Origin of the sequence: Candidatus Pelagibacter communis, assembly GCF_001180185.1 — a bacterium.
Classification (GTDB): Bacteria; Pseudomonadota; Alphaproteobacteria; order Pelagibacterales; family Pelagibacteraceae; genus Pelagibacter; species Pelagibacter ubique_F.
This window is the reverse complement of sequence record NZ_CVSS01000043.1, coordinates 23,023-40,666: the sequence shown is the minus strand read 5'-3', so window position 1 is coordinate 40,666 and position 17,644 is coordinate 23,023. Positions and strand designations below refer to the sequence as shown.

Below are 17,644 nucleotides of genomic sequence, written 5' to 3'. Positions count from 1 at the left end.
GTAATAGAGAAAATATATGAAAAATTCAAAATTTGTTTTTGATAAGATTGCTAAATTATTTGAACAAGGCATAATTTCGTCAAGAGATTTAACTAATGAATTTATAACAATCTTAAAGTCAAAAAGGGATGAAATAGTCTTCAAAATGAAGCTTACTAGCAAAGATGAGTTTGATGTTTTATCTAAAAGAGTAGAAAATTTAGAAAAAAAAATTGAAAAAATAAAAATTCAAAAAAAAAAGAAAACTAAACAGGTAAAAAAATCTTAACACCAAGTCCATTAAGTTTAGATTTTTCTAATTTAATATTTCCTCCATGGGATCGAATAATGTCCGAAGCTATTGAAAGACCAAGTCCCACACTTGATTTTTTCTCGGTTCTTCCTTTGTCAATTTTATAAAAAGGTTTAAAAACGTTATCATATTCTTTTTCTGGAATACCCGGTCCATCATCCTCTATTTTAATAAATATACTGTTGTTTTTTTTCGATAGATCAATATCTACTTTTTTTCCATATTTTAGAGCATTATCGATTAAATTATTGATACATCTTTTAATCAAATTTTTTCTACCATTGAGGTAAATTCTCTCAGTTAAATTTTTTGAGATATTTTCGTTATTATATTTTTTTACAATTTCTTTTAATAAATGGCTTAAATCAAACAATTCATCTTTTTCAAGGTAAGATGAACTTGTAAACTGGAGATATTCATTTAACATTTTTTCCATTTCATTTATATCTTCAGTTAATTTATTTGAGATGTCTTTATCTTTTATAAACGCAGTTTGTAATTTCATCCTGGTCAAAGGAGTTCTTAAATCATGACTAATTCCTGACAACATCTCTGATCTTTGGTTCAAATGTCTTAATATTCTTTTTCTCATTCTATCAAATTCAAAACCTGCTTGTCTTATTTCAGAGGCGCCGGATGGCTTAAATTCCTCAATCTCTTCTCCCTTGCCAAATTTTTCAGCAGCTTTTGCCAAAGCAGTTATTGGGCGAGTTTGATTTTTTAAAAAAATTAAGGATATGATCACCATAATGAATGCAGGCACTGTAATCCATAAGCCAAATATTCTAGCAGAAGAGCTTGTTACTCTATCTTTTGGCACCAAAAACTTGAAATATCCATTTTGATATTTAATTCTTAAGTCTATTAATTCTTTATAGTTAGTTGTATTGAACCAATATTCACTAATTCCAAATCTTGATTTTAATTCTCTTCTAAGTGTACGATCGATAGGACTAAACCACCTTTCATCAAATTTAAAATCAAATTTTTCATTTTGGATGAATTCAATATTTAAATCTTGATATACAGAAAAAAGATTAGTTATTTCATTTTTGTCGTAATCATCATTATTGTATACTTCAATAAAAGTTTTGACTTCACTTATTAGTGCTCTTGTCATACCTTTGTTTGTTTTTATCCAAAGACTATCAAAAAAAACTATTGTAATGATTAATTGAATTACAATTACAGGAGTTGCTACAATTAGTAATGCTCTATAGAATAAACTTTTTGGTAATAAATTTTTAATAAATTTATTCAATCCATAAAACATAACCAGCTCCTCTTATTGTTTGAAGAAATTTTGGATTTTTTGGGTCTAATTCAATTTTTTTTCTTAATCTTGTAATTATAACATCAATAGACCTCTCTTTATCTAAATGAATCAATTTACCTATTTCCATTCTTTCAAAAATTTTTCCAGGATTATTAATCATTTTTTCTAATATAATTTTTTCTGTATTATTAATTTTAAATTCTGAATCATTTTTGAATATAATTTGTTTATTAAGATCTATCTTTATATTTTCAAATTTGATAACCCGTTTTAAATTATTTTTTTTAGTTTTATTTAAAATATTTTTAATTCTCAAAAGTAATTCTTTAGGCTCAAAAGGTTTTGGTAAATAGTCGTCTGCACCTATTTCAAGTCCTTTAACTCTTTCACTAGCTTGACCTCTAGCAGTCAATAGTATTATTGGCGTATCAAAATCACCCTTGTTTTCCTTTATAAAGTCAAGACCACTTTTACCAGGCATCATGATATCTAAAATTATAAGGTCAAATTTAATTAACTGAATTTTTTCAAATGCATTTTCAGCATTATCAGCTGTTGTAATTAAATATTTGTTTTCATTTAAATATTTTTTTACTAATGATCTTATACCATCATCATCATCTACCACTAATATGTGCGCTAAAAAATTATCCATTTATAATCTTTTTTAAAACTTTTTCAAAATTTAAAACCTCTTCAGATTTTGAATTTAATAAGGCATTATGTATTCTTCTTTTTTGCGTTTGAAAAATTTCACTGAATATTTTTTTTCCTTTTTCATTTAAAAATACATGTTTAACTCTGGTGTCTATAGTATCTTTCTTGAACTCAATAATTTGAATTTTAATCAAATCATTTAACACTCTATTAAGACTTTGTTTAGTTACTTTTAGTTTTTTGAGTAATTCAGAAATTGAAATACCTTCGTACATTGACAGTAAATGTATCACTTTATTGTGCGCCAAACCTATGGAATATTTATCAAGAATTTTTTTTGAGTCTGAAAATACCTCTCTATATCCAACAAATAATTTTTCTATCAGTTCTTTTAACTGTTCATCTTTTAAATATAGGAGTTCTTTCATCTGACGGTAAGTTATATTGACATATTATAGATACAAAGATATTTTTCAGTAAGAATTTTTATATTTCATAACATGATACCCTACGATAAAAGATCAGGCAAAATATGGTACAATGGTGACTTAGTAGATTGGTCAAATGTTAAAGTGCACGTTTTAAGCCATGGATTACATTATGCTAGCTGTGTTTTTGAGGGAGAGAGAGTCTATGATGGGTTGATTTTTAAGTTAGAGGAACATACTTCAAGGTTGTTTCATTCAGCTCGAAGAATGGGTTTTGAAATTCCATACAGCGAAGATGAAATTAACTCAGCTTGTAAAAAAATTATTTCTACTCAGAAAGTTGATAATGGATACGTAAGGCCTGTTGCTTGGAGGGGAAGTGAAATGATGGCTATCTCAGCACAGCATACAAAAATTCATGTTGCAATAGCCACATGGGAGTGGGGCTCATACTTTGATCCTAAGCTTAAGATTGAGGGAATTAAACTAAATATTTCAAGTTGGAGAAGACCTGCACCAAATACTATACCGTGGGATACAAAAGCCTCTGGACTTTACATGATTTGTACACTTTCAAAGCATGAAGCTGAGAAGCAAGGATACACAGACTCTCTTATGTTAGATCACGAGGGGAATGTTGCTGAAGCTACAGGTGCAAATATTTTTTTTAAAGATAAAAATAATGAATTACACACTCCTATTCCAGACTCTTTTCTTGATGGAATAACCAGAAGAACAGTCATTGAAATTGCAAAATCAAAAAAGATTAAAGTTCACGAAAGAAAAATTAGTCCTGATGAATTAAAAGATTTTGTTGGATGTTTTTTGACTGGCACAGCGGCAGAAGTTACACCAGTGTCATGTATTGCTGAAAACCAATTTAAAGTATGTAAAATGATAATTGACCTGAATGAAAGTTATCAATTATTAGTAAAAAATAAAAAAGCTGCCTAATCCTTATTGTCCTCAGAAATTGCATGGTCTATTCCTCTACGCATATATTCGTATCCTGTAAAAAGAGTTAAACCAGCAGATAACCACAACAGAACAATCCCTATTGTTTGAGCATTATAATCCTGAAAATTAATAATTTTATTTCCAGTGTCTCCAGAAAGTAAGAGTGCAATAGAAATCATTTGTAAAAAAGTTTTAAGTTTTGCTAAGTTTGAAACTGGGAGTTTTATTTTTCCTTTAGCTAAAAATTCTCTGAGTCCAGAAATTAATATTTCCCTTGTTAGAATAATTATTGCAGCAATTACCTCATAATTTCTAATAGTGCCATCCATTACTAAAAGAATTAGTGCAGTTGCAATAATTATCTTATCGGCAATTGGATCCAACAATTCACCAAGCTTAGATTCTTCTCCAAGAAGTCTTGCCAACATTCCGTCTAAAAAATCTGTGAATGATGCTATTATAAACAGTATTAAAGCAGTTAAATCTCCGTAAAAACCTGGCAAATAAAATGCTAAAACAAAAAATGGAACTATTAAAATTCTTCCGATAGTGAGTATATTTGGTATTTTTTTTAGCATATTTTTTTATTCGTGAAAAAAATTATATATCTTTTTTGCAACTTTTTCCTCTACACCCTCTACAGATTTTATCTCATCTAAGCTTGCAGACTCGACAGCTCTTGCTGAGCCAAAATGATTTAACAATGCTCTTTTTCTTATAGAGCCTATCCCTTCAATTTGATCAAGTAATGATTTGCTAATTCCTTTTTTTCTTTTAGCTCTATGAGCACTTATGGCAAATCTGTGGGATTCATCTCTTATTCTTTGAAGAAAAAAGAGAGTAGGGTCATTTTTTGCAAATTTAAATTCTTTACCATTATGGAAAAAGGCTTCATTACCACTATTTCTTTTTTTTCCTTTAGCTATAGCAACTATTGGCAAATCATGAAGCCCTAGTTCATTTAGAGTTTCTCTTGCAACGGAGTATTGGCCTTTTCCACCATCAATCATAACTAGATCGGGAAAAGTTAAGTAGTTGTCTTTCTCTTGTATGGCTCTTTTAAATCTTCGATTTAATACTTCACGCATCATACCATAGTCATCTTGTTCATTCTTTTGAATCTTAATATTAAATTTTCTATATCTTTTTTTAATAAATCCTTCATCTCCGTAAGCGATTAATGCACCAACGCTATTAGTTCCTTGGATATGACTATTATCATAAACTTCTATCAGATTAATATTTGTCTCTAGATTAAATTTATTTGCTACAGCATCAAATAATTCTCTATTATTCTGGCTTTCGTAAAGTTTTCTAGTGAGGCTATCTTTAGCATTTTTAATTGCCTGATTAATTACTTTCAACTTTGATCCTTTCTTTGCAATGGATATATCGATTTGTTTTTCCTCTTTTTGAGATAAAGTTTTTTCAATTAAAATTCTTTCTTTGATTTCTTCAGATATTATAATTGATGATGGAACACTTTTATTTTCATAAAATTGAGAAATAAAGGAATTTAATATATCACTTAATTTTTCATCAGGATCATGCTTTGGAAAAAAAGCTTGATTACCCCAATTTTGTTTTGATCGATAAAAGAAAACCTGAATGCAAGCTTTACCGGACTCTTTATAACCTGCTATTACATCAGCTTCAATTAAGTTTGCTTCATTAATTCTTTGTGATGATTGAATAATATTTAAAGATTTTATTCTATCTCTTAAAATTACAGCTTTTTCAAAATCTAATTTATCGCTTGCCTTTTCCATTTGATCTGAGAGACTTTTTTGAATTTTTCTTGATTTGCCAGATACAAATTCAATCGCATCATCTACTGTTTTTTTGTATTCATTTTTTTCTATATACCCAACACATGGACCAGAACATCTTTTGATTTGATATAAAATACAAGGGCGCTCTCTATTTTTAAAAACTGTATCGTCACAAACTCTTAAATGAAAAATTTTTTGTATCATTTTTATAGTCCAATTTGCAGATCCAGCAGATGCAAATGGACCAAAGTAAAACCCTTCTTTTGTTTTTTTCCCTCTATGTCTTTTTATTTGTGGCCATTTATCTTTATTGCCAATAAAAATAAATGGAAAAGATTTATCATCCCTCAAAAGAATATTAAATTTTGGTTTATATTTTTTGATTAAATTCGCCTCAAGAAGTAGAGCTTCACTTTCATTTGATGTAGTTGTTATCTCAAGTTTTCTTGTTTGAGATAACATTCTTTCAGTTCTTATAATATGATTTTTTTCTGCTACATAACTTTTAAGTCTATTAGGTAAATTTTTTGCTTTACCCACATAAAGAATATCCCCTTTATCATTAAACATTCTGTATACACCAGGAAGTTTAGGAATTAGGTGTAGTTCCTTTTTTATTACCTCTTTACCAATTTCAGAACTTATCATGACTTCTTTTTTTGGTAATTTGTATACCAACCGATGAGCATTCTTTTAGAATTTCCATTTTTTCAATTTTGAGCATTATTTTACCTATTCTCTTATCTTTAAAAAGTTCATCAAAGACTGCTTCAGCTAAAGTTTCTAAAAAATTATAGTGCTTCTTTTTAATAAGTTTTTTTATTAATTTTACAATAGTTGCATAATTTACAATGGACTTAAGATCTTTATCGTTTGAGGGCTTTTTATCTTGATAATCAATTTCCAAACTAAATTTTACTTTTTGTGCTCTTTCTTTCTCAAAATCATAATATCCAAGCTTTAAATCTAGAATAAGTTCATTAATGAGAATTTTTTTCTCGTAATTAAATAAGCTTTTGTTCTTATCTATTTTAACAACTTTAAGATTATTTTTTTTCATTCTTTGCCTTTAATTATATCTGGTGTTTGCCAATTCAAGCTTTGACCACTATCTATTGCTAAAACCTGACCAGTAATAGAGCTGTTTTTTATAAAAAAGTCAACCGCATTACAAATCTCATCAACATCAACTTGTTGTTTGAGTGGTGTAGCTAAATATTGATTTTTGAAATGTTTTTCAGATTGCCTTTTATTTTTGATTGTTGGTCCAGGCGCTATCCCGTTAACTCTTATGTCAGGTGATAGGCTCATCGCACTCGTTTTAGTTAAAGTATAAAGGCCAGTTTTACTTAATGTGTATGAAAAAAAATACGGAGTAAGCTTAAATACTCTTTGATCAATTATATTAATAATATTGTTATTTTTGCCTCTAACATTTTTTGAAAACTCTTTTGATAAAAAAGCAGGAGCTTTAAGATTTATAGAAATATGTTTTTCCCAGCTCTTAAATTTAAAATTTTCTAATTTATCATTTTCAAATATAGAGGCATTGTTAATAAGACAATCAAAAAATTTTAGTTTTGATTTTGCAAATTTAATAATTTTTATTATATCTTTTTCCTTACTAAGATCTCCCTTTACTAAATGAATTTTTGAACCATTATTTTGAAGCCTCTTTTTTAAATTTTCAGCTTTTACTTTTGATTTATTATAATGAATAATAATTTGTTTATTTGCTCCTGATAATTTTTCAGCTATTGCAGCACCTATTCTAGTTGCTCCTCCAGTAATTATTATCCTCTGTGCTTCCATTTTTTATCTCTTTTTTTAGTAACCTTAGTTCCTGGCATGCCCATTGTCGATCTTCCTTTTGGATAAAGTTTATTTTTCACATCATATTGTCTTATTTTTGGGTTTAATGTGATTTCTAATTCAGTGCTTTCTAATTTTCTAATCTCATCTCTTATTTTGGCTGCTTCTTCAAATTCCAAGTTAGAAGCCGCTTCTTTCATTTTTTTATTGAGAGCTTTTAAGTGTTTCTTAAGATTTCCTCCAACATTAGATCCTTCACTAATTTTTACATAATCTTTTTCGTAAACACTTTCTAAAATATCATTAATTTCTTTTTTAACTGTCTTAGCATCAATTTTGTTTTTTTTGTTATATGCTAATTGAATTTTTCTTCTTCTTTCAGTTTCTTGAATTGCTTTTTTAATACTCTTCGTTTCTTTATCAGCATAAAGAATTACCTTTCCATCCACATTTCTTGCAGCCCTTCCTATAGTTTGAATTAATGAAGTCTCAGATCTTAAAAAGCCTTCTTTGTCAGCATCAAGAATTCCAACTAAGGCACATTCAGGTATGTCTAATCCCTCCCTCAATAAATTAATTCCGACCAAAACATCAAAGACACCCATTCTTAAATCTCTCATGATTTCTATTCTTTCAAGTGTATCTATATCTGAATGGAGGTATCTTACTTTTACCCCATTTTCATGAAGGTATTCTGTTAAGTCTTCTGCCATTTTTTTTGTTAAAGTTGTAACTAAAACTCTATGATTATTTTCAATTACTTTTTTACATTCATGCATTAAATCATCTACTTGGTTTTTGGCGGGTTTAATTTCAACAGGTGGATCAATTAACCCTGTAGGTCTAATAACTTGATCTATAAATTTACCTTTAGTTTGCTCTAATTCCCAAGGACCAGGAGTTGCAGAAACAAATACTGTTTGAGTTCTCATTAGATCCCATTCTTCAAATTTTAACGGTCTGTTATCCATACAAGATGGAAGCCTAAAACCATATTCAGCTAAAGTACTTTTTCTAGACCTATCTCCTTTGTACATACCATTTAGTTGAGGAACAGTGACATGACATTCATCAACAAAAATTAAAGTATTATCTGGAAAGTATTCAAATAGAGTAGGTGGAGGTTCTCCTGGCTTTCTTCCAGATAAAAATCTTGAATAATTTTCGATACCAGCACATGAACCAGTAGCTTCTATCATCTCAAGATCAAATTTAGTTCGTTCCTCTAATCTTTGAGCTTCAAGCAACTTGTTTTCCGCCCTGTGTTTTTTAAGCGTTATCTCTAATTCTTTTCTAATGTTGATTATGGCTTGTTCAATAGTTGGTTTTGGAGTTATGTAGTGACTATTTGCATAAACTTTAACTAAACTTAGCTCTCTTACTTGATCACCTGTAAGTGGATCAAATTCTTCAATTTTTTCAAGTTTATCTCCAAACAAACTTAGTCTCCAAGCTCTGTCCTCTAAATGAGAAGGAAATATCTCTAAATATTCTCCGCGAGCTCTAAAAGTACCTCTGTAAAAATTTTGATCATTACGTTTATATTGTAAAGCAACTAGGGATTTTATTATTTGCTCTCTATTGTAATCATAATTTTTTTGAAGAGTTAAAGTCATTTTACTATAAGCTTCAACTGATCCTAATCCGTAAATACAAGATACGCTGGCAACAATTAATACATCATCTCTTTCTAGCAGAGATCTCGTTGCGGAGTGCCTCATTCTATCTATCTGCTCGTTAATAGATGCTTCTTTTTCAATATATGTATCTGATCTTGGGACGTAGGCTTCAGGTGTGTAATAATCATAATAAGATACAAAGTATTCAACTGCGTTATCTGGAAAAAATGTTTTCATCTCACCGTATAGCTGTGCAGCAAGAGTTTTGTTTGGAGCTAAAATTAATGCTGGTCTATTGGTCGCTTCAATTACCTTCGCCATTGTGAAAGTTTTTCCTGAACCAGTTACCCCTAGTAATACTTGATTAAATTCCTCTTTATTTGCTCCTTTAACTAATTTTTTTATAGCCTCTGGCTGATCACCTGCAGGCTTAAAATCTGATTTAATTTTAAATTTTTTACCACCCTCAAGTTTTCCACTGATTTTAGGATTTTTGCTCTGAATATCTGTAATTAAATCTTGATAAGTATTTTCCATATATTAAAGAACGTAGTAGAATTAATTTATATTTCAATGAGCATAATATCTGACAGTTTAAAGAGAATTAAACCATCACCTACTATTGCTGTTACGCAAAAGGCAAGAGAACTAAGGGCAGCAGGAAAAGATGTAATTGGTTTAGGTGCAGGAGAGCCAGATTTTGATACTCCAGAAAATATAAAAAACGCAGCAATAAAAGCAATTAAAAGGGGAGACACAAAATATACTGCTGTTGATGGAACACCTGAACTTAAAAAAGCAATTATTAAGAAATTTAAAAGAGAGAATAAATTAAATTATTCAATTGATCAAATAACAGTTGGCTCAGGTGGAAAACAAGTTCTTTACAATACATTTATGGCAACCTTAAACAGAGGAGATGAAGTAATAATACCCGCGCCTTTTTGGGTATCATATCCAGACATGGTTTTATTAGCAGGGGGAAAGCCAAAAATAATTAAATGTACTGAAAAAGAAGGTTTTAAATTAACTGCGAAAAAATTAAAAAATGCAATAACAAAAAAGACGAAATGGATAATTCTTAATTCTCCTTCAAATCCAACTGGAGCAGGTTATTCAAAAAAAGAAATTCAAGATTTAGCAAAAGTTTTAATTAGATATAAGAGAATTTTAATTTTAAGTGATGATATTTATGAACACGTAAGATATGATAATTTTAAATTTTTTACTATTGCTCAAATTTCAAAATTAAAAGATAGGACACTTACAATGAATGGGGTAAGCAAATCATATGCCATGACTGGCTGGAGAATTGGTTATGCTGCTGGTCCTAAAGATATAATTAAAGCAATAGGAAAAATTCAATCACAATCTACATCAAATCCGTCTTCAATAAGTCAAGCTGCTGCAGTTGAGGCATTAAATGGAAAACAAGGATTTATTAAAACTAGAGCTAAGGCATTCAGAGAAAGACGAAATTTTGTTGTCAAAAGCTTGAATAATATTAAGGGGATTAATTGTTTAACTCCTAATGGAGCATTTTATGTGTTTCCTAGTTGTAAAGGCTTATTAAACAAAAAAACAAGATTAAAAAATGATACTAGTTTTGTTCAAAAATTGCTTGAAAAAGAAAATGTCGCTGTTGTTCAAGGTTCTGCTTTTGGCTTAGGTGGATATTTCAGAATATCTTATGCCACATCAATGAAAAATTTAAAAAAAGCCATGTCAAGAATTAAATCTTTTTGTGAAAGTTTAAATCAATGAGATAAGAATTTTTCAGCTTCTAAGGCTGCCATGCAACCCATCCCAGCAGCAGTAACTGCTTGTCTAAATGTTTTATCTTTAACATCTCCTGCAGCATATACACCAGGAATATTAGTTTCTGTTGAGTCAGGTTTTGTAATTAAATAACCCTCTTTATCCATATTTAATTGGTCTTTAAATAGTTGTGTAGCAGGATCATGACCAATAGCAATAAACAATCCATCAAGTTTTATCTCATCAATTTTATTTGTTTTGACATTCTTTACTTTAATGCCTTTAACATTTTTGGGTTCCTTATCTCCAATAACATCCTCAACAATTGAGTCCCAAATAATCTGAATTTTTTTATTTTCCATCAATTTTTTCTGTAGCAACTTTTCTGCTCTCAAGCTATCTCTTCTGTGAATTAATTTTACCTTTGATGCAAATTTTGTAAGAAACATAGCTTCCTCTACCGCTGCGTTACCTCCACCAACAACAGCAACTTCTTTATCTTTAAAGAAAAAACCATCACATGTAGCACAAGCTGAAACTCCAAAACCTCTAAACTCTTGTTCTGATTTTAAATTTAACCATCTAGCCTGAGCACCTGTCGAAATTATAATGCTGTCTGCAGTATATTTTTGACCACTATCACCAATAGCTTCAAATGGTTGAGATTTTAAATTTACTGAAGAAATATGGTCTTCAATCATTTCAGTTCCTACAGCTTTTGCCTGTTCTTTCATTTGATCCATTAACCAAGGTCCTTGAATAACGTCTGCAAATCCTGGAAAATTTTCAACGTCAGTTGTTGTAGTTAATTGTCCACCAGGCTCAGATCCATAAACTAGAATAGGATTTAACATAGCTCTTGCTGCATATACAGCTGCCGTGTATCCGGCTGGACCGGATCCAATTATTAACACTTTTGTGTGTTTAGTTGGATTTTCACTCATATCAAAGCTATATAGTAATTAATGACTAAATTAAAAGGCATATTATTAACTCAAGGAATGCATGGTATGATTAGTCAGGTTGAGGGATTGGCAAAAGCTTTAGATTTAGATTTTACACACCATACGGTTGAACTAAATAATTTTTGGGAATTGATTCCTCCAAAGCTGACACCGATTTCACAAAATGTTTATAAAAAGCTCAGTGTAAATGAGTTTGATTATATTATCTCTTGTGGTCGTAAAAGTGTTATTCCATCGATACATTTAAAAAATACATCAAATAAAAAAGTATTTAATATTCATATTCAAGATCCAAAAGTAGATTTAAATCATTTTGATTTTATTATTGCACCAGAGCACGATGCTTTGAAAGGTAAAAATGTAATAAGTACTAAAGGTGCCATACATTATCTTACGAAAGAAGAAATTAATAAGCATGCTGATTATTTGAAAAATAGATTAGACTCAAATAGAGATTATTTTTTACTAATACTAGGCGGGCCTACAAAAAATTATAAATACTCAGAACAAAATATTCAGATTATTCTTAATTTGTTTAATGACTTAGTTAATAAAAATAATCTTCAGGGAATTGTTATTCCTTCAATGAGAACTCCAAAAAATATAATTGAATTATCTAAAATTAAACTAGAGCAAAATAGTCTTGTAATAGAGACTATAGATAAAAAAGCTTACCTGTCAGCCTTATCTTTAGCAAAATACATATGTATAACATGCGACTCAACTTCAATGATATCTGAAGCAGCTTTAACTGGAAAACCAATTTACTTTGCAGATATTCCAACAAACAAAAATGATCAAAGAATTAGAAAATTCAGAGAATTATTTAGTGAATTAAACATTATAAAAAAATTAGACAATAGTTTGGAAAATTGGAGCTATCAAAAACTTGATGAAACTAATAGAGTAGCAAGTATTATTAAACAAAAAATAAATTCATAATGTCATTTTTAAATTCAATAAAAAATCAATCAAAAAAACATGAATTTCCATTTAATCATTGGGAATACAATAATGCATTAACAGATGCAGCTATAGAAGAAATTATTAAAGCTGATATTCCAGATGTAAGTAAACATAATATTGACTATGATGGTACTAGAGCAATTGATGGGGGAGCGGCTGAATTTAGAGAGGGAATAGCTTCAGGCGGTGAAGCGATAAAATTTAGATGCTTCGTTAACAAAGAAAATAAAAATAAATTTCCAAATTTAGTTAGATTTATTAATGAACTTCAATCTAAAGAGGTACATCAAACTATTTCAAAGATGATTAATAAAGATTTGTCAAATTCTTACGTGAGGTTAGAAATAATTTGTGATAGAGAAGGTTTTTGGTTAAAGCCTCATTGTGATATTAAAGAAAAGCTAATGTCGGGTTTGATTTTTGTAAATAATGAAAATGAGTCAGAAGAATTAGGGACAGATTTTTATAACGAAAAATTAGAAAAAGTAAAAACTGTTCCTTATAAGCATAACTATGGATATCTTTTTACTAGTGGACCTAATACATGGCATGGAATGGAAAAGAAAAAAATAGTCAAAGAAAGAAGATGTTTACAAGTAAATTATGTAACTTTTGAAACAGATTGGAAAGTAATAATCTAAACATCCTGAAGAGATACAACTTCTATTTTTTTAGTTTTCAGTGATTTTATTGCTTCCAAGCATGCAATTGCTGTTGACATATTGGTACAGTAAGGAACTTTATTTTTAAGAGTTCCTCTTCTAAGGGCGATGGCATCATTTAATCTGTGCTCAGAATTTCCTCCACCTGTATTAATTACTAGAGCAATTTTTTTAGAATCCAAAACATCTACTATGTGAGGAGATCCACTGCTTACTTTGTTGATAATTCTACATTTCATTTTATGTTTTCTAATGTACTCAGCGGTTCCTTTTGTTGCACATAACGTAAAATCTAATTTTATAAGTTCTTTTGCTAAACCTATTCCCTCATCTTTATGTGAGTCTTTCAAAGATATGAAAGCAAGTCCTTGTTTTGGTAAAGAGTTAGAGGAAGCTATTTGACTTTTAGCAAACGCCATCCCAAAGTTTCTATCAAATCCCATTACTTCACCTGTTGACTTCATTTCAGGTCCTAAAAGTAAATCACTGTCAGGGAACTTATTAAATGGAAATACTGCTTCCTTAACTGCATACATGCCTTTAGAATTATCTTTCAAGTTAAATTTAGATAATTTTTCACCTGCCATTACTCTTGATGCAATTTGTGCAAGAGGTAAACCTTTTGCTTTTGAGACAAATGGTACTGTCCTACTTGCTCTAGGGTTAACTTCGATCACATAAATCTCATCTTTTTTGATTGCAAATTGAACATTCATAAAACCTTTAACTTTTAAAGCTAAAGCTAATTTTCTAGTTTGATCTTCAATTTCTTTAATTAAGTATGGTTTGATAGATATTGGAGGTAAGCTACAAGCCGAGTCACCAGAATGAATACCAGCCTCTTCAATGTGCTGCATAATACCTGCCACATGTACTTTGTTTCCATCTGATATTGCATCAACATCAACTTCCATCGCATGATTTATAAATTTATCAATTAGAATTGGATTTTTTTCAGCTGCTTTAAACGCTTCCTCTACAAAATTTTTAAGCTGACTTTTTTCATGAACAATTTCCATTGCTCTTCCACCTAATACATATGAAGGCCTTACCATTAAAGGTAAACCAATTTTGTCAGCAATTCGAATAGCTTGTTTAAAAGTTTTTGCAATTCCACTCTCAGCCTGTTTTAGCTTTAACTTATTGAGTAAGTTTCTAAATCTGTCTCTATCTTCAGCTAAATCAATCGATGTGTATTGAGTTCCTAAGATTGGAAGTTCATTCTCATGTAAAAATTTTGCAAGTTTAATTGGGGTTTGGCCACCAAATTGAGCAATAATCCCAACTAAGGTTCCTTTTTCTTTTTCTCTTTTAATTAAATTAAAAACATATTCTTCTTTGAGCGGCTCAAAATATAATCGATCACTTGTATCATAATCTGTTGAAACTGTTTCAGGGTTACAATTAACCATGATTGTTTCAAATCCAGCCTTTTTTAATGAAAAACTCGCCTGACAACAGCAATAGTCAAATTCTATTCCTTGTCCAATTCTATTAGGACCACCACCTAGAATAATAATTTTTTTCTTAGTTGATGGATCTGCTTCACATTCAGAATTAATTGAGAAATTTCGCTGGTATGTTGAATACATATAAGGTGTGAACGATTTAAATTCAGCCGCACAAGTGTCAACTTTTTTAAATACTGGTAAAATTTTAAGGGCAGTTCTTTTTTGTCTTATTATTTCTTCAGATGTATTTGTTAATTCTGCTAATTTTTTGTCAGAAAAGCCTATTGATTTTATTTTATTAAATTCATTAAAATTCTTGGGTAACCCTTTGCTTTTAATCTTAATTTCATTCTCAACTATTTCTTTAATTTGTTCTAGAAACCATGGATCAATTTTTGTTAGAGTAAATATTCTTTTTAAATTGATTTTTTTTCTAATAGCTTCTGCAACTAGTAAGAGTTTATTGGGAATATTTTCTTTTAACTTTTTTTCAATATGTTTTTTATCAAAATTAAAAATTCTATCTAATCCTGAAAAACCAGTTTCAAGAGATATCAATGCTTTTTGTAGGGATTCTTTAAAATTTCTTCCTATGGCCATTGCCTCACCAACTGATTTCATTGATGTACCTAGAGTTACTGGAGAAGTTGAAAATTTTTCAAAAGTAAATCTTGGAATTTTTGTAACCACATAATCAATACTTGGTTCAAATGAAGCAGGCGTTACTTTCGTGATTTCATTTTTTAATTCATCTAAAGAGTAACCAACCGCAAGTTTTGCGGCAACCTTTGCAATTGGAAATCCAGTTGCTTTGGATGCAAGTGCTGATGATCTTGATACTCTAGGGTTCATCTCAATAATAACCATTCGGCCATTTTTAGGATTGATTGCAAATTGAACATTTGATCCACCTGTCTCTACTCCAATTTTTCTTAAACACGAAATAGAAGCATTTCTCATAACTTGGTATTCTTTATCAGTCAATGTAAGTGCTGGAGCAACAGTTACTGAGTCACCAGTGTGTATTCCCATTGGATCGACATTTTCAATTGAGCAGATGATGATGCAATTATCTTTTTTATCCCTTACAACTTCCATCTCAAATTCTTTCCAACCCTCTAAACACTCCTCAACCAATACCTGGCTAACTGGAGACTCGTGAAGCCCATTTTTAATTATTTTAAGATAATCTTTTTTATTTTTAGCTATACCACCACCAAGACCTCCAAGTGTAAACGCTGGTCTTATAATTGCAGGAAGACCAATTTTTTTTAAAACTTTAGATGCTTGTTTAATATTATTTACAATTTCAGATTTAGGTAAATCCAAACCAATATCAATCATATTTTTTCTAAATTTTTTCCTATCCTCTGCATTAGAAATTGCCTTAGAGTTAGCCCCTATAAGTTCAATTTTGTATTTTTTCAAAATTCCTTTTTTCTCAGCTTCGATTGCAAGATTAAGTGCAGTCTGGCCACCCATAGTCGGTAGGATTGCATCTGGTTTTTCTTTTTGAAGAATTTTTTCTAAGACTTCTAACGTTATTGGCTCAATATAAGTTTTATCTGCAATATCTGGATCGGTCATAATAGTTGCGGGATTCGAGTTAATTAAAATTACTTTATAACCTTCATCTTTTAATGCCTTGCAAGCTTGTGTACCTGAATAATCAAACTCACATGCTTGACCAATGATAATAGGTCCAGCTCCTACGACTAATATCTTTTTAATATCTCTTCTTTTTGGCATTTTTTTTTATGTTGTTGATAAACTCTTTAAATAAGTAAACACTATCCTGCGGACCAGGATTTGACTCTGGATGATATTGCACTGAAAATATTGGTTTGTTTTTAAGTCTTATTCCTTCAATGGTATTATCAAAAAGGGATTTATGAGTTACTTCAATTTTTTTTGGTAAAGTTTCTTCAACAACTACAAAACCATGATTTTGACTGGTGATTTCAACTTTATCATGTACTAAATTTTTGACAGGGTGATTTGCACCTCTATGTCCTAACTTCATTTTTTTTGTTTTTCCACCTAAGGCTAATGCTAAAATTTGGTGACCTAAACAAATCCCAAATATAGGTAAATTTTTTTTAATTAATTTACTAAGTATTTCTATCGCATATTTTCCTGTTGCCGCAGGATCACCTGGACCATTTGATAAAAATATTCCATGTGGTTTAAGATCTAATATTTTTTCTGCAGAAGTTTTACAAGAAACAACCGTTACTTTACATTTGAAATCTGAAAAATATCTTAAAATATTTTTTTTAATTCCATAATCAATTGCAACAACATGAAAAGAATTTTTTGTATTTCTTTTAAAACCTGTTTCTTTCCTCCAAGTTTTAAAGCCTTTCCAAACATAGTTTTTTGAAGTTGTTACTGTTTTTGCAAGATCAAGATTTTTTAATCCACCCCACTTAATTGTTGAGTTTGTTAATTTACTAATATTGAATTTTCCATTTTTTGAGTATGAAATTGTCCCCTTTGGCGCTCCTTTATCTCTAATTAAATTTGTTAAACATCTAGTATCTAACCCTGTTATTCCAACAATTTTATTTTTTTTGAGCCAAGAATCTAAATGCAAAAATGCTCTATAATTTGAAGGAGAGGTTATTTCAGAATTAAAGATCACACCTCTTGTCCAGATTTTGTCAGACTCAATATCCTCTTTGTTTGTTCCAACATTTCCAATATGTGGAAATGTAAAGTTAATAATCTGACCAGCATAAGAAGGATCAGAAATAATTTCTTGGTATCCTGTTAGAGAGGTGTTAAAGCAAATCTCACCGGTTGCTTCTCCTTGGTATCCAATTCCAATACCTTTAAAAATTCTCTTATTTTCGAGAACTAGAACACCTGTATGATTTAGAGATTTGTTTGAGTTTATTTTTTTTGCTTTTTTGATCAATTACAACTCATAAGTTAAAGGTTAATACAATAATTGATTTATTATCGCAACAGAGATGTATTATAAAATTGTAAAAAAACAATTTTTCTTTTGAAGATTTTTTTCTTTG

General features: G+C 29.9%; 16 protein-coding genes. 5 read left to right on the top strand and 11 right to left on the bottom strand.

Annotation, left to right across the window (positions count from 1 at the left end; all coding sequences use genetic code 11):
• Positions 1-16 precede the first annotated feature (16 nt).
• Positions 17-268, top strand: a complete 252-nt coding sequence (locus AMN95_RS02980; protein ID WP_075522500.1) for a hypothetical protein — start codon at positions 17-19, stop codon at positions 266-268.
• Here the strand turns inward: AMN95_RS02980 and AMN95_RS02975 are convergent.
• Genes AMN95_RS02975 through AMN95_RS02965 form a run of 3 tightly spaced genes read right to left on the bottom strand, consistent with a single transcriptional unit; the run spans position 246 to position 2,653 of the window.
• Positions 246-1,565: an ATP-binding protein gene (locus tag AMN95_RS02975; RefSeq protein ID WP_075522499.1), complete on the bottom strand. Its 1,320-nt coding sequence runs from the start codon at positions 1,563-1,565 to the stop codon at positions 246-248. The two genes, AMN95_RS02980 and AMN95_RS02975, sit on opposite strands and share 23 nt — an antisense overlap.
• The gene (locus AMN95_RS02970) at positions 1,546-2,223 is read right to left on the bottom strand and encodes a response regulator transcription factor (protein WP_075522498.1); all 678 of its coding nucleotides are present in this window, start codon (positions 2,221-2,223) and stop codon (positions 1,546-1,548) included. The genes AMN95_RS02975 and AMN95_RS02970 overlap by 20 nt, the downstream gene beginning before the upstream one ends.
• Positions 2,216-2,653: a MarR family winged helix-turn-helix transcriptional regulator gene (locus tag AMN95_RS02965; protein WP_075522497.1), complete on the bottom strand. Its 438-nt coding sequence runs from the start codon at positions 2,651-2,653 to the stop codon at positions 2,216-2,218. Before AMN95_RS02965 ends, AMN95_RS02970 begins: the two co-directional genes overlap by 8 nt.
• Positions 2,654-2,725: 72 nt before the next feature.
• On the opposite strand from AMN95_RS02965, the gene AMN95_RS02960 reads away from it, so the two are divergent.
• Complete coding sequence (locus tag AMN95_RS02960; RefSeq protein WP_075522496.1) at positions 2,726-3,607, top strand: branched-chain amino acid aminotransferase; 882 nt, start codon at positions 2,726-2,728, stop codon at positions 3,605-3,607.
• Here AMN95_RS02960 and pgsA read toward each other — a convergent pair.
• The 5 genes from pgsA to uvrB are packed head-to-tail and all read right to left on the bottom strand — an operon-like array spanning position 3,604 to position 9,350.
• Complete coding sequence (gene pgsA / locus AMN95_RS02955) at positions 3,604-4,188, bottom strand: CDP-diacylglycerol--glycerol-3-phosphate 3-phosphatidyltransferase (protein WP_075522495.1); 585 nt, start codon at positions 4,186-4,188, stop codon at positions 3,604-3,606. The two genes, AMN95_RS02960 and pgsA, sit on opposite strands and share 4 nt — an antisense overlap.
• Positions 4,189-4,194: 6 nt before the next feature.
• Positions 4,195-6,030, bottom strand: a complete 1,836-nt coding sequence (uvrC, locus tag AMN95_RS02950; RefSeq protein WP_075522494.1) for an excinuclease ABC subunit UvrC — start codon at positions 6,028-6,030, stop codon at positions 4,195-4,197.
• The gene (locus AMN95_RS02945; RefSeq protein WP_075522493.1) at positions 6,017-6,442 is read right to left on the bottom strand and encodes a dihydroneopterin aldolase; all 426 of its coding nucleotides are present in this window, start codon (positions 6,440-6,442) and stop codon (positions 6,017-6,019) included. Before AMN95_RS02945 ends, uvrC begins: the two co-directional genes overlap by 14 nt.
• Positions 6,439-7,194 (bottom strand): SDR family oxidoreductase, encoded by a 756-nt coding sequence (locus tag AMN95_RS02940; RefSeq protein ID WP_075522492.1) that lies wholly within the window; start codon positions 7,192-7,194, stop codon positions 6,439-6,441. The genes AMN95_RS02945 and AMN95_RS02940 overlap by 4 nt, the downstream gene beginning before the upstream one ends.
• Positions 7,176-9,350, bottom strand: coding sequence for an excinuclease ABC subunit UvrB (uvrB, locus tag AMN95_RS02935; RefSeq protein WP_075522491.1), 2,175 nt, complete (start codon positions 9,348-9,350; stop codon positions 7,176-7,178). Before uvrB ends, AMN95_RS02940 begins: the two co-directional genes overlap by 19 nt.
• A gap of 36 nt (positions 9,351-9,386) precedes the next feature.
• Here uvrB and AMN95_RS02930 point away from each other — a divergent pair, with 36 nt between their 5' ends.
• Positions 9,387-10,577, top strand: a complete 1,191-nt coding sequence (locus tag AMN95_RS02930; protein ID WP_075522490.1) for a pyridoxal phosphate-dependent aminotransferase — start codon at positions 9,387-9,389, stop codon at positions 10,575-10,577.
• Here the strand turns inward: AMN95_RS02930 and trxB are convergent.
• The gene (trxB, locus tag AMN95_RS02925) at positions 10,571-11,515 is read right to left on the bottom strand and encodes a thioredoxin-disulfide reductase (protein WP_075522489.1); all 945 of its coding nucleotides are present in this window, start codon (positions 11,513-11,515) and stop codon (positions 10,571-10,573) included. The two genes, AMN95_RS02930 and trxB, sit on opposite strands and share 7 nt — an antisense overlap.
• Before the next feature lie 21 nt (positions 11,516-11,536).
• Here trxB and AMN95_RS02920 point away from each other — a divergent pair, with 21 nt between their 5' ends.
• Together AMN95_RS02920 and AMN95_RS02915 are read left to right on the top strand one after the other, a co-directional pair.
• Entirely contained in the window at positions 11,537-12,478 is a 942-nt protein-coding gene (locus AMN95_RS02920; RefSeq protein WP_075522488.1) for a mitochondrial fission ELM1 family protein, read from the top strand.
• The gene (locus AMN95_RS02915; RefSeq protein ID WP_075522487.1) at positions 12,478-13,143 is read left to right on the top strand and encodes a hypothetical protein; all 666 of its coding nucleotides are present in this window, start codon (positions 12,478-12,480) and stop codon (positions 13,141-13,143) included. Before AMN95_RS02920 ends, AMN95_RS02915 begins: the two co-directional genes overlap by 1 nt.
• Here AMN95_RS02915 and carB read toward each other — a convergent pair.
• Positions 13,140-16,364 (bottom strand): carbamoyl-phosphate synthase large subunit, encoded by a 3,225-nt coding sequence (gene carB / locus AMN95_RS02910; protein WP_075522486.1) that lies wholly within the window; start codon positions 16,362-16,364, stop codon positions 13,140-13,142. The two genes, AMN95_RS02915 and carB, sit on opposite strands and share 4 nt — an antisense overlap.
• Entirely contained in the window at positions 16,342-17,535 is a 1,194-nt protein-coding gene (gene carA, locus AMN95_RS02905) for a glutamine-hydrolyzing carbamoyl-phosphate synthase small subunit (RefSeq protein WP_075522485.1), read from the bottom strand. The genes carB and carA overlap by 23 nt, the downstream gene beginning before the upstream one ends.
• Positions 17,536-17,644 lie beyond the last annotated feature (109 nt).

Coding starts and splice junctions, on each gene's coding strand:
- pgsA (WP_075522495.1), bottom strand. CDS start 4,188: ATGCTAAAAAAAATACCAAATATACTCACTATCGGAAGAATTTTAATA.
- AMN95_RS02915 (WP_075522487.1), top strand. CDS start 12,478: ATGTCATTTTTAAATTCAATAAAAAATCAATCAAAAAAACATGAATTT.
- AMN95_RS02965 (WP_075522497.1), bottom strand. CDS start 2,653: ATGAAAGAACTCCTATATTTAAAAGATGAACAGTTAAAAGAACTGATA.
- AMN95_RS02975 (WP_075522499.1), bottom strand. CDS start 1,565: ATGTTTTATGGATTGAATAAATTTATTAAAAATTTATTACCAAAAAGT.
- AMN95_RS02960 (WP_075522496.1), top strand. CDS start 2,726: ATGATACCCTACGATAAAAGATCAGGCAAAATATGGTACAATGGTGAC.
- AMN95_RS02945 (WP_075522493.1), bottom strand. CDS start 6,442: ATGAAAAAAAATAATCTTAAAGTTGTTAAAATAGATAAGAACAAAAGC.
- uvrC (WP_075522494.1), bottom strand. CDS start 6,030: ATGATAAGTTCTGAAATTGGTAAAGAGGTAATAAAAAAGGAACTACAC.
- carB (WP_075522486.1), bottom strand. CDS start 16,364: ATGCCAAAAAGAAGAGATATTAAAAAGATATTAGTCGTAGGAGCTGGA.
- AMN95_RS02920 (WP_075522488.1), top strand. CDS start 11,537: ATGACTAAATTAAAAGGCATATTATTAACTCAAGGAATGCATGGTATG.
- uvrB (WP_075522491.1), bottom strand. CDS start 9,350: ATGGAAAATACTTATCAAGATTTAATTACAGATATTCAGAGCAAAAAT.
- AMN95_RS02980 (WP_075522500.1), top strand. CDS start 17: ATGAAAAATTCAAAATTTGTTTTTGATAAGATTGCTAAATTATTTGAA.
- trxB (WP_075522489.1), bottom strand. CDS start 11,515: ATGAGTGAAAATCCAACTAAACACACAAAAGTGTTAATAATTGGATCC.
- AMN95_RS02940 (WP_075522492.1), bottom strand. CDS start 7,194: ATGGAAGCACAGAGGATAATAATTACTGGAGGAGCAACTAGAATAGGT.
- AMN95_RS02970 (WP_075522498.1), bottom strand. CDS start 2,223: ATGGATAATTTTTTAGCGCACATATTAGTGGTAGATGATGATGATGGT.
- AMN95_RS02930 (WP_075522490.1), top strand. CDS start 9,387: ATGAGCATAATATCTGACAGTTTAAAGAGAATTAAACCATCACCTACT.